Source organism: Stappia sp. 28M-7, assembly GCF_014252955.1.
GTDB lineage: Bacteria > Pseudomonadota > Alphaproteobacteria > Rhizobiales > Stappiaceae > Stappia.
Genome location: NZ_JACMIA010000001.1, coordinates 617,326 through 629,135, shown reverse-complemented (window position 1 = coordinate 629,135; position 11,810 = coordinate 617,326). Strand labels below are relative to the sequence as shown.

The window sequence follows — 11,810 nt, the reverse complement described above, 5'->3', positions numbered from 1 at the left end:
CCGCGCGCCCCTCAGCGCGCGGGAAGAAGACAATGAAGCGCACCTATCAGCCGAGCCGCCTCGTCCGCAAGCGCCGCCACGGCTTCCGCAGCCGGATGGCCACGAAGAACGGCCGCCAGGTTCTCGCCCGCCGTCGCGCCAAGGGCCGCAAGCGGCTGAGCGCGTAAAGCAGGCCTGGGCGGGCGGGCAAAGGAGTCGTTTCGGTGATCCAGCCCCCGCCGCGCACAACATTGCCGACGCTGAAGAAGCGCGCCGAGTTCCTGGCCGTCGCAAAGGGCGGCCGGACCTCTCGGCGTGCTTTTGTCATGCAGGCCGCCGCCAGCGAGGACGGCCCGCGCATCGGCTACACGGTCACCAAGAAGACCGGCAACGCGGTGGAGCGCAATCGCATCCGCCGCAGGTTTCGTGCTGCCGTGCGCGCCGCCGCTGAGCAGGCGCGCGACGATGTCGACTATGTGCTGGTCGGCCGGCGCGGAGCCCTGTCCGCCGATTTCGGCGACCTTGTGCGGGAGATCGGGCAGTGCCTGGCCCGCGCGCCGCTTTCGGGCGGAGACGTGCCGCGGCCGCGCCACCGCAAGCGCCCTTCCCCGGCAAATCCCGAACAGCGTCGTGGCGGCAGCGACCGCCGCAGCGAAACTTCCAGCGAATAACGAAGGTGAACGCCGACAATGGCCGAAAACCGTAACACGATCCTGGCTATCGTCCTGTCGTTGATCGTCCTGCTGGGCTGGCAGTATTTCGTCGCCCAGCCGCAGCTCGACAAGCAGCGTGAGCTTGCCCAGCAGCAGGCGTCCCAGAGCGAGCAGGCCACGGCCGACGGAACCCCGGCCCCGCAGACGCCCGGCGCGGCTCCCGCCGCCGGCCAGGGCGGCGCGAGCGTTCCCGGCAGCGCCGGCCCGGTCGCCACCGGGCTTACCCGCGAACAGGCGCTGGAAACCTCCTCGCGCGTTGCCATCGACACCCCGCGCGTCGGCGGCTCGATCAATCTCGTCGGCGGCCGCATCGACGATATCCGCCTGAAGGACTATCGCGAGACCGTCGACCCGGACAGCCCGACCATCGTGCTGTTCTCGCCCAAGGGCGCGCCGAACCCCTATTACGCTGATTTCGGCCTGACCGCCGATCCGGGTGCCTCCGTCGCCCTGCCGGACGCCAACACCGTGTGGCAGGCTCCGCAAGGCGCGACGCTGACGCCGCAGACCCCGGTGACGCTGACCTTCGACAATGGCGCGGGCCTTGTCTTCGAGCGGGTCATCTCCATCGACGCGGACTACATGTTCACCGTCGAGCAGCGCGTGCGCAACACCGGCGCCGAGGCCGTGCAGGTCTACCCCTACGGCATGATCGTGCGCAACGGCACGCCGCACACCGCCGGCTTCTACATTCTCCATGAGGGCCTGATCGGCGTGTTCGGCGATGCCGGCCTGTCCGAGGTCGACTACGACGACCTGCAGGAGAGCGGCCGCATCCGTCCGGCCGCCGTCAACCAGGGCTGGCTCGGCATCACCGACAAGTACTGGGCAGCCGCCCTCGTTCCCACGGGCGACGGCGACTTCCAGCCGCAGTTCTCCTATGCCCAGGCGACCGACAACTTCCAGGCCGACTATCTGGGTGCGGCCCTGCGCGTCGAGCCGGGCGCTGCGGCGAGCGCCACCACGCGCCTGTTCGCCGGCGCCAAGGAGACGGCCAAGCTCGACGCCTACGAGGAGAACCTCGGCATCAAGCAGTTCGAGCTGCTGATCGACTGGGGCTGGTTCTACTTCCTGACCAAGCCGCTGTTCTTCTTCATCGACTACCTGTTCCGCCTGGTCGGCAACTTCGGCGTGGCGATCCTGCTGGTGACTGTCGTCATCAAGGCGATCTTCTTCCCGCTTGCCAACAAGTCCTACGTCTCCATGAGCAAGATGAAGCTCGTGCAGCCGCAGATGGTCGAGATCCGCGACCGCTACAAGGACGACAAGCAGAAGCAGCAGCAAGCCCTGATGGAGCTGTACAAGAAGGAGAAGATCAACCCGCTGGCAGGCTGTCTGCCGGTGCTGGTGCAGATCCCGGTCTTCTTCGCGCTCTACAAGGTGCTGTTCGTCACCATCGAGATGCGGCACGCGCCGTTCTTCGGCTGGATCCAGGACCTTTCGGCGCCCGATCCCACGTCGCTGTTCAACCTGTTCGGCCTGATCCCCTGGGATCCGCCGCAGATGCTGATGCTCGGCATCTGGCCGCTGATCATGGGCGTCACCATGTTCGTCCAGATGAAGATGAACCCGGCCCCGCCGGACCCGACCCAGCAGATGATCTTCACCTGGATGCCGGTCCTGTTCACCTTCATGCTGGCCTCGTTCCCGGCCGGTCTGGTGATCTACTGGGCCTGGAACAACTCCCTGTCGATCACCCAGCAGTGGATCATCATGCGCCGTCAGGGCGTCAAGGTGGAGCTCTGGGACAACCTGCGGGGCACCTTCGGACGAAAGAAGGACGAGCCGGCAGAAAAGCCCGCGACAGACAAGGCCAAGGCCGACAAGCCCAAGGCGAAGTAATCCGCCCGCCATCGCAGGCACCGCAAAGTCGAAGTGTGGCCCCGGAGCAACCCTCCGGGGCCATTTTCGTTCCTCTCGCCGCACAAGGGTTGCGGCGGCGGCACGGGACACCCATTAAATCCGAACCAATTTCGGGGAGAGGGTCGATGAACAGGATCGCCTGAAGATGGCGCGAGCAGCTGCCGAGGACGGCGGCTCCGCGCCCGGACATTGCCGAAACGCTGCGCCAGGGCCCTTTCCGGGCCGAGGTACGCTGCGCCAAGGCTGAGCGAGACCTGATTTCATCCCGGAGACATCCCCATGCACGGACCGAACCCGCGCACGCGCCATCCCCTGTCGGGAGAGGCCCACACCGTCTTTCTGAACACGGTGATCACCCGCCCGAACATCCAGGTCGGCGACTACACCTATTATCACGACGAGGACCACGCGGCGGAGTTCGAGACCCGCAACGTGCTCTATCACTTCGACTTTATCGGCGACCGTCTGCTGATCGGCCGCTTCTGCGCGCTGGCCACCGGTGCCCGTTTCGTCATGAACGGTGCCAACCATCCCATGCACGGCTTCTCGACCTATCCCTTCGCCATCTTCGGCGAGGGCTGGTCGGACGGTTTCGACATGGCGGAGCTGGGCGTGGGCTATCGCGGCGACACCATCGTCGGCAACGACGTGTGGATCGGCCGCGAGGCGATGATCCTGCCCGGCGTCACGATCTGCGACGGGGCGGTGATCGGTGCCGGGGCGGTGGTCGCCTGCGACGTGCCCCCTTACGCGATTGCCGTCGGCAATCCGGCGCGCGTCATCCGACTGCGCTTTCCCGAAGAGGTCATCGAACGGCTGCTCGCCATCGCCTGGTGGGACTGGCCGGCGGACAAGATCTCCCGGAATCTCGCTGCGATCCGCGGCGCGGACCTCGACAAGCTGGAGCGGGCCGTCTAGAGCATCCGGACCGGGTGGCGCTGCCGCCGCCCGGTCCGCGCATCCAGCGCCGCCAACGCACGCAAGCCGAGACAGACGCCGCCATGAGCCAGCCGGACGACCGCTCCGACGCAGACAGTCCCCACACCCCGGAGGACATCGAGGCCGGCCGCCTGCTGTTCCGCCGCCCCTGGGGGTTCGTCACCAGCGTCGCGCATCTGGAACAGTTGCCGCCGGAGGGCGAGATCGAGGTCGCCTTCGCCGGGCGGTCGAATGTCGGCAAGTCGAGCCTGATCAACGCCATCACCGGCGTCAACGGACTGGCGCGCACGTCGAACACGCCGGGCCGCACCCAGATGCTCAACTTCTTCGCCGCGCCGGAAAGCTCGGTGACCCTGGTCGACATGCCCGGTTACGGCTATGCGCAGGCGCCGAAGTCGCTGGTCGATGCCTGGACCGATCTCGTCTTCACCTACCTGCAGGGCCGCGCGAGGCTGCGCCGCGTCTTCGTGCTGATCGACAGCCGGCACGGGCTGAAGGCGAACGACCTGGAGGTGATGGGCCTGCTCGACAAGGCGGCGGTCAACTACCAGATCGTGCTGACCAAGATCGACAAGATCAAGCCCGGTCAGCTGAAGCGGGTCATCGACGAAACGGCCGAAAAGATCCGCAAGCGCCCGGCTGCGCATCCGCAGATCATCGTCACGTCGTCGGAAAAATCGACCGGCCTTGGCGAAATTCGCGCAGAAATCCTCAAGCTTTCCGCAGGCTGAGCCCCAATCGGACAGCGGGCCGCTCGCAGCCTCTTGCCGACCTGCGAAAAATCAGGATGCTGTGGCTCCGTTGCAGGGGCTGCTGTCGACTCGGATCGCGAATCTTCTCATTTTTTAACGCTACGTAAAGTCACGTGCGCTATGCCTGCGGAATCGAGGGGACAACCGCATGCAAGTGGAAAGCGGGAATGCCGCGGACAGGAAGTCCGGCAAGGCAGAGCGACAACCCGGGGATGCCCGGTTGCGCGCTGAGCTGGCCAGTCTGCACCTCGTCGGCCATTCTCCCGATCCAGCCCTGGACGAGATCGTCCGCCTCGCCGCCCGCATCACCCGCTGCCGCAAGTCCTTCGTCACCTTCGTGCATGATGACGAGGTTTTCGTGCTGGCCGGCACCGGCAGCGATGCGACGCGGGTTCCGGCCGCCACCTCGGTCTGCGGCGTCGCCTACCGGGCCGACCAGCCGCTCGTCGTTCCCGACCTGACCGCCGACCCGCGCTTCAAGAACTTTCCCTATGTCGAGATGGATGGCGGCAACCGCTTTTACGCCGGCTGTCCCGTCAGGCTGGAAAACGGCTTTCCCATCGGCACGCTCTGCGTCATCGACGACAAGATCCGCCCGCAAGGGCTGAGCGAGGACGAGCTGGCCAGCCTCGTCCATCTCACCGACCTCACCGTGCGCCTGCTGGAGAGCCGCAGACGCGACGCGCGCTTCTCCAACTACCTGGAGATCGCCTCCGACTGGATCTGGGAGCAGGACGCGGAGTTCCGCTTCACCTATCTGTCGCCGAGCGCAGACCGGTATCTGCTCCAGGTGGAGAACTTCATCGGCAAGACCCGCTGGGAAGCCCCATCCGGCAACGGCGAAAGCCCCGAGTTCTGGACCGAGCACCGCCGGATGCTGGAGGCCCACCAGCCCTTCCGCGACGTGCGCTTCCGTTGCCACCGGGAAGGCAAGGAACGCTTCCACTCGATCAGCGGCCGGCCGGTGTTCGGCGCCGACGGGACCTTCCTCGGCTATCGCGGCACGGCGCGCGACATCACCGACATCGAGACGGCGACCCGCGAGCTGGAGCATCTCGCCCGCCACGATCCGCTGACCGGGCTTGCCAACCGCGCGACCTTCGAGACCCGCGTCACCGATGCCTTCCGCCGCTGGGAGGAGACCGGCGAGGAAGCAACGCTGTTCCTGCTCGATCTCGATCATTTCAAGCTGGTCAACGATACGTTCGGCCATTCCAGCGGCGACCGGCTCCTGATGGAAACGGCGCGGCGCCTGTGCGCCCATGCCGGGCCGCAAGCCACGGTCGCCCGGCTCGGCGGCGACGAGTTCGCCATTCTCGAGCCTTCGCTCGCCCGCGACGGGGCGATCGCCGAATATGCCGCCGGGCTTGCCCAGGCGATCTCGGTCCCGGTCGGGGGAGCGCATGCGCATGAGGGCTCGGAATGCGGCTGCAGCATGGGCATCGCCGTGCTGCCGGACCATGGCGGGTCGTTCAGCCAGTTGATGGGCAATGCCGACCTTGCCCTCTACGAGGCCAAGAGCAAGGGCCGCGGGCGCTTCATGGTGTTCGACACGACCATGCGGCGCGAGGCGGACGAGCGCAACACGCTGGCGCGCGAGCTGGTCGATGCGGTCGAGCAGCAGCAGTTCCAGCTGCTCTATCAGCCGGTGGTGCGCATCAGCGACGAGGCGGTGATCGGGGCCGAGGCCCTGATGCGCTGGAACCATCCCACGCGCGGCATGCTGCCGCCCGGGGCCTTCATCGCCGCGCTCGACGGCAGCCGCCAGGCGGCCGATGTCGGCTACTGGGTACTGGAGGAGGCCTGCCGCACCGCCCATCCCTGGGTGCTGGCGTCGCCGAACGGCTTCCGCCTGTCGGTCAACCTGTTCTCGGGGCAGCTGCGCGACCCGCGGCTGGTCAACCGGGTCCGCTCGATCCTGGAGCGCACCGGCTTCGACGGGCGCAATCTCGACCTGGAGGTCACCGAGAACATCCTGCTGGCTCCGGGCGGCGACGTTGCCGACACGCTGCGCAAGCTGAAGCTGCTCGGCGTTGCCATCGTGCTCGACGATTTCGGCACCGGCTACGGCTCGCTCAACCATCTGCTGCAGTTCCCCATCGACCGGATCAAGGTCGACCGGCAGTTCGTGCGCGGGCTCGGCGAGAAGGTCGACTACAACACCGTCACCCACGCGGTGGTGAAGCTGGCCGTCGATCTCGGACTGAAGGTGACCGCCGAGGGCATCGAGACCGAGGAGCAGAAGAGCTTCCTGGCGCTGATCGGCTGCAACGACCTGCAGGGCTTCCATTTCTCGCGGCCCGTCGCGGCCGAACGCATTGCCGAGCTGATCGGCGCGAGCGAGGCGCTCCCCGCGCTGCAGGCCGCGGCCATTGCCGGGGGCACGTCCTCGCAGTTCAAGGCGAGCGTCGCCTGACGCCTTTCCCACGGCTTTCGCATCGCGCGCCTTTGCCGGGCCGCAATTGAGCCCATATCGGAAAGCAGCTATAGACCTTCGTCGATGCGCGGATATCCGTCCGCCGTTCCTCATGTCCAGCCGAGGTGCCACTGCGTCCATGACCGAAACCGCCCCGATCAATCCCGCCAAGGTCATCTCCACCGCCCTGCCGCACATGCTGCGCTACGACGATCAGGTCGTGGTGGTGAAATACGGCGGCCACGCCATGGGCGATCCGGCCCTGGGCAATGCCTTCGCCCGCGACATCACCCTGCTGCGCCTTGCCGGCGTGCTGCCGGTGGTCGTGCATGGCGGCGGCCCGCAGATCGGCACGATGCTCGACCGGCTCGGCATCAAGAGCGAGTTCCGCAACGGCCTGCGCGTCACCGACAAGGCGACGGTCGAGATCGTCGAGATGGTCCTCGCCGGCTCGATCAACAAGGAAATCGTCCACCTGATCAATGCCGAGGGCGGCAAGGCGGTCGGCCTGTGCGGCAAGGACGGCAACATGGTCACGGCCGAGAAGCTGCAGCGGCGGGTGCGCGATCCCAATTCGGCGATCGAGCAGATCCTCGACCTCGGCTTCGTCGGCGAGCCGGCGGAGGTCAACCCGACCGTGCTGCGCCTGGTCATGAAGGAAGAGCTGATCCCGGTGGTCGCGCCGGTTGCCCCCGGCGTCGACGGCGAGACCTACAACATCAATGCCGACACCTTCGCCGGCGCCATCGCCGGCGCGCTCGATGCCAAGCGGCTGCTATTCCTCACGGACGTTCCGGGCGTGCTCGACGCCAACGGCAAGCTGATCAAGGAGCTGACCGTCTCGCAGGCCCGCGCGCTGATCGAGGACGGCACGATCTCCGGCGGCATGATCCCGAAGGTCGAGACCTGCATCGAGGCGCTGGAGCGCGGCGTCGAGGGCGTCGTCATCCTCAACGGCAAGGTGCCGCACGCGGTGCTTCTGGAGCTGTTCACCGACCAGGGCGCCGGGACCTTGCTGCGTCCATGAGCATCACGGCAGGCGAAGGCCCCCACGCGCACGAGCAGGATCTTCGGGTCTTCATGGGCGTGGAGGCGTGGGTCTTCGACCTCGACAACACGCTCTATCCGCCGAGCTCCGACCTGTTCTCGCAGATCGACGCGCGCATCTCCGACTATATCGCGCGTCACCTCGGGCTGGGGGCGGACGAGGCACGGGCGAAGCAGAAGGCGTTCTACCGCGATTACGGCACGACCTTGCGCGGGCTGATGATCGAGCACCGGATCGAACCCGACGCCTTCCTGGAATATGTCCACGACATCGACTATTCGCCGGTCCAGCCCAATCCGGACCTTGGCGTGGCGATCGCGCGGCTGCCGGGCAGGAAGTACATCTTCACCAACGGCGACCGGCCGCATGCGGAGCGCACCGCGGCCCGGCTCGGGATTTCCGAGCATTTCGACGACATCTTCGACATCGTCGCCGCCGGCCTGCTGCCCAAGCCGAACCTGGAGACCTACAACCGCTTCCTGGACAAGACCGGCGTCTCGCCGGCGCGCGCGGCGATGTTCGAGGATCTCGCCCGCAATCTCCAGGTGCCGCACAAGCTCGGCATGCGCTCGGTGCTTCTGGTGCCCGAGGGCACGCGCGGCGTCTTCCGCGAGGAGTGGGAGATGGAGGGACAGAACGCCCCCCATGTCGACTTCGTCACCGACGACCTGACCGGGTTCCTAAACGCGGTGCACGGGGCGATGAACGCCTGAGCGCGGAGACGGGCGATGCGACTTGACCTTGTGCGCCGGCTCGCGCGGCCGACCAATGCGGCCTCCCGTACGGAGCAGGCCCTGCACCGGACCCTGCCCTTCGTCTACCGGCGCCTCGGCGGCGGGGTGCTGGCGCGGGCCGGGGTCGAGTTCCTGGCCTTCGGCGTCAAGCAGGCCTATGCCTGCATCTACGGCGCGCTGCTGCTGGCGCTGATCCTCGCCACCCGCTTCTGGTATCCGGAAGAGGTCGGGCTTGCGCGCTACGACTTTCTCTTCCTCGCCGCGCTGGCGATCCAGGTCTGGCTGCTCGCCGCCCGGTTCGAGACCCTCGACGAGGCCAAGGTCATCCTGATCTTCCATGTCGTCGGCACGGCGATGGAGGTGTTCAAGACGGCCGCCGGGTCCTGGGTCTATCCGGAGGAGAGCTTCTTCCGCATCCAGGGTGTGCCGCTGTTTTCCGGCTTCATGTATGCGGCGGTGGGCAGCTATCTCGCCCGCGTCTCGCGGATCTTCGACTTCGCCTATTCGCACTATCCGCCGCTCTGGACCACATGGCTCTTCGCGCTGGCGATCTATGTGAACTTCTTCACCCACCACTACACGATCGACATCCGGCTCGGCCTGTTCGCCGCCCTGTTCCTGCTCTACGGGCGGACCTGGGTGCACTACTCGGTCTATCGCTACCGGCACCGCATGCCCCTGGTGCTCGGCTTCTTCCTCGTGGCGCTGTTCATCTGGCTGGCGGAGAACATCGGCACCTTCGCCCGCGCCTGGAGCTATCCGGACCAGGCCAACGGCTGGACGCTGGTTTCCATCGCCAAGCTGAACGCCTGGGTGCTCTTGATGATCATCTCCTTCGTGCTGGTGTCGCTGGTCAACCGTCCGCGCCGGGAGCCTGCGGCCGCGGATCGGTGAACACCGACAACTCGCTCGCCAGCCGCTCGATCAGCACGCGCACCCGGCGCGGCTGCACCGTGCCTTGCGGATAGACGATCTGCAGCGCCGTGCCGCCGGCCGCGTAGCCCTCCAGCAGCTCCACCAGCGCCCCGCTCGCCAGATCCTCGTCGACGTCGCGGATCGACTTCAGCGCGATCCCCCGCCCCTGCAGGCACCATTCCCGCACGAGGCCGCCATCATTGGCGACGCGCCGGCCGCGCACCGCGACCCTGCGGATCTCGCCGTCGATGAGGAACGGCCATTCCCGGTCGAGATTGCCGCCGAAGCGCATCAGGATGCAGTCGTGGCGGGCAAGGTCTTGCGGATGCTCCGGTGCCCCGTGCGCCGCCAGATAGGCGGGAGAGGCGCAGACCGCGCGCCGGTTGCCGCCGAGCGAGCGCGCGCGCAGCGTGCTGTCGGCGAGCGTGCCGTGGCGCACCGCCAGGTCGATCCCCCGGCCGACGAGATCGACATAGCCGTCGGTCAGGTCGAGATCGATGGTCACATCCGGATGTTCTTCGAGAAACACATCGAGGATCGGCACGATGCGCCGGCGGCCGAGATCCTCCGGCGCGCTCATGCGGATCGGGCCGGAAATCCGCTCCGCCCCGTGGCGGATGCGGTCCTGCAGTTCCGCGGCCTCGGCCAGCAGCCGCCGCGCACCCTCCACCAGCACAGCCCCCTCGTCGGTCAGGGCGATCCGCCGCGTGGTGCGCAGCAGCAGCGTCGCGCCGTACTGCCGCTCCAGCGCAGCCAGCCGCTCGGAGACGGTGGCCGGCGACAGGCCGAGATCGCGGCCGCCGGCGGCAAGGCCGCCCTTTTCGACGATCCTCAGGAACAGTGCCAGATTGTCGAGCATATTTATTCGGTTCTCCCGAATTATAATTTCGGATGCTAGCCGATTATCCGAAATCGCCGCAAGGACTAGATCCGGGACGAACCGTGCGGACCCGTTCCGCATCCTTTTCCGACGTCCAGGAGGCACCCAGCCGTGACATCCAACCTGTTCGATCCCCTGACCCTCGGCGAGCTGACGCTGCCGCACCGCATCGCCATGGCGCCGATGACCCGCGCCCGCACCACCCAGCCCGGCAACGTGCCCAACGCGATGATGGCCGACTACTACGCCCAGCGCGCCGGCGCGGCGCTGATCGTCAGCGAGGCCACCCAGATCTCGCCCCAGGGCCAGGGCTATTCCTTCACCCCCGGCATCCATTCGCCCGAGCAGGTGGCCGGCTGGCGGCTGGTGACCGATGCCGTCCATGCGGCCGGCGGGCGCATCTTCCTGCAGCTCTGGCATGTCGGGCGGATGAGCCACGAGATCTTCCATGCCGACGGCAAGCCGGTCGCCCCGTCCGCGCTGGCGCCCGATGCAAAGGTCTGGATCGTCGATCCGGCCACCGGCGAGGCCGGCATGGCCGACTGCCCGGTGCCGCGAGCGCTGGAAAGCGACGAGATCGCCGGCATCGTCGCCGACTATGCGCGCGCTGCGGAAAACGCCGTGGCCGCCGGGTTCGACGGCGTCGAGATCCACGGCGCCAACGGCTACCTGATCGACCAGTTCCTGCGCCGTTCGTCGAACCTGCGCACCGACCGCTACGGCGGCTCGCAGGAAAACCGCATCCGCTTCCTCATCGAGGTCGCGGAGGCGGTGGCCGGCGCCATCGGCCCTGCCCGCACCGGTCTTCGCCTGTCGCCGGTCATCACCCAGCGCGGCATGGCCGACGACGAGATCATGCCGACCATGCTGATGGCCGCGCGCGAGATCGACCGGATCGGCCTTGCCTATATCCATCTGGCGGAAGCCGACTGGGACGATGCGCCCGAGACGCCGGACAGCTTCCGCATCGCGCTGCGCGAGGCTTATTCGGGCCGCATCGTCGTCGCCGGCCGCTACGACCTCGCCCGCGCGCAGGCGATCCTTGCCGCCGGCCATGCCGATCTCGTCGGCTTCGGCCGCCCGTTCATCGCCAATCCCGACCTGCCGCGGCGCTTGCACGAGAACCTGCCGCTTGCGCAGTTCGACCCGGCCACGCTGTTCGGCGGCGATGCGCAGGGCTATTCGACCTATCCGGCCTGGGAGGCGGCAGCATGACGATGCCGCTCTCCAACGCCGAAATCGCGGCCGGCATGGCCAACGGCCGCATCGGTACGGCCCTGGTGCTGGAAGACCGCGGCATGCGGGTCTGGCACCTGCGCCTTGCGCCCGGCGAGACGCTTGCCGCGCACCGTCATGACCGGCCGTATTTCTGGACCGCCCTGACCGCCGGCCAGGGGCGCTCGCGCTACGGCGACGGCAGCGTTGCCGACGTCACCTACCAGGCCGGCGACACGAGATATTTCCCCGATCTCGGCCCGCACAAGACTTTCGTCCACGACCTGACCAATACCGGCACGGCAGAGCTTGTCTTCGTCACTGCCGAGTTCGATCCGCACCCACAAGGATGACAA

Annotated in this window: 12 protein-coding genes; 11 read left to right on the top strand and 1 reads right to left on the bottom strand. The window is 67.3% G+C overall.

What is annotated here, in order from left to right:
* The first annotated feature begins 32 nt into the window (after window positions 1–32).
* From rpmH to H7H34_RS02820, 9 genes are all read left to right on the top strand, one after another.
* Window positions 33–167, top strand: a complete 135-nt coding sequence (rpmH, locus tag H7H34_RS02860) for a 50S ribosomal protein L34 (RefSeq protein WP_067220180.1) — start codon at window positions 33–35, stop codon at window positions 165–167.
* Window positions 168–203: 36 nt separating this feature from the next.
* The gene (gene rnpA, locus H7H34_RS02855) at window positions 204–650 is read left to right on the top strand and encodes a ribonuclease P protein component (RefSeq protein ID WP_371811345.1); all 447 of its coding nucleotides are present in this window, start codon (window positions 204–206) and stop codon (window positions 648–650) included.
* 18 nt (window positions 651–668) lie between these two features.
* Window positions 669–2,534, top strand: a complete 1,866-nt coding sequence (gene yidC / locus H7H34_RS02850; protein WP_185924179.1) for a membrane protein insertase YidC — start codon at window positions 669–671, stop codon at window positions 2,532–2,534.
* Between the two features lie 300 nt (window positions 2,535–2,834).
* Window positions 2,835–3,473: a CatB-related O-acetyltransferase gene (locus tag H7H34_RS02845; RefSeq protein ID WP_185924178.1), complete on the top strand. Its 639-nt coding sequence runs from the start codon at window positions 2,835–2,837 to the stop codon at window positions 3,471–3,473.
* 83 nt (window positions 3,474–3,556) lie between these two features.
* The gene (yihA, locus tag H7H34_RS02840; RefSeq protein WP_185924177.1) at window positions 3,557–4,225 is read left to right on the top strand and encodes a ribosome biogenesis GTP-binding protein YihA/YsxC; all 669 of its coding nucleotides are present in this window, start codon (window positions 3,557–3,559) and stop codon (window positions 4,223–4,225) included.
* A gap of 241 nt (window positions 4,226–4,466) precedes the next feature.
* Window positions 4,467–6,662: a sensor domain-containing phosphodiesterase gene (locus H7H34_RS02835; RefSeq protein ID WP_185924176.1), complete on the top strand. Its 2,196-nt coding sequence runs from the start codon at window positions 4,467–4,469 to the stop codon at window positions 6,660–6,662.
* 112 nt (window positions 6,663–6,774) lie between these two features.
* Window positions 6,775–7,689 carry an acetylglutamate kinase gene (gene argB / locus H7H34_RS02830; RefSeq protein WP_371811344.1) on the top strand — a complete coding sequence of 305 codons (915 nt, stop codon included), beginning with the start codon at window positions 6,775–6,777 and terminating at the stop codon, window positions 7,687–7,689.
* A complete protein-coding gene (locus H7H34_RS02825; RefSeq protein ID WP_185924175.1) occupies window positions 7,686–8,423 on the top strand; it encodes a pyrimidine 5'-nucleotidase in 738 nt (245 codons plus the stop codon). Before argB ends, H7H34_RS02825 begins: the two co-directional genes overlap by 4 nt.
* Window positions 8,424–8,438: 15 nt before the next feature.
* Window positions 8,439–9,338 (top strand): DUF817 domain-containing protein, encoded by a 900-nt coding sequence (locus H7H34_RS02820; protein WP_185924174.1) that lies wholly within the window; start codon window positions 8,439–8,441, stop codon window positions 9,336–9,338.
* On the opposite strand, the gene H7H34_RS02815 is transcribed toward H7H34_RS02820, so the two are convergent.
* Window positions 9,298–10,218: a LysR family transcriptional regulator gene (locus H7H34_RS02815; RefSeq protein WP_185924173.1), complete on the bottom strand. Its 921-nt coding sequence runs from the start codon at window positions 10,216–10,218 to the stop codon at window positions 9,298–9,300. The two genes, H7H34_RS02820 and H7H34_RS02815, sit on opposite strands and share 41 nt — an antisense overlap.
* Window positions 10,219–10,350: 132 nt before the next feature.
* On the opposite strand from H7H34_RS02815, the gene H7H34_RS02810 reads away from it, so the two are divergent.
* Entirely contained in the window at window positions 10,351–11,454 is a 1,104-nt protein-coding gene (locus H7H34_RS02810; protein ID WP_185924172.1) for an alkene reductase, read from the top strand.
* A complete protein-coding gene (locus tag H7H34_RS02805) occupies window positions 11,451–11,807 on the top strand; it encodes a cupin domain-containing protein (RefSeq protein WP_120268461.1) in 357 nt (118 codons plus the stop codon). Before H7H34_RS02810 ends, H7H34_RS02805 begins: the two co-directional genes overlap by 4 nt.
* The last annotated feature ends 3 nt before the right edge of the window (window positions 11,808–11,810 follow it).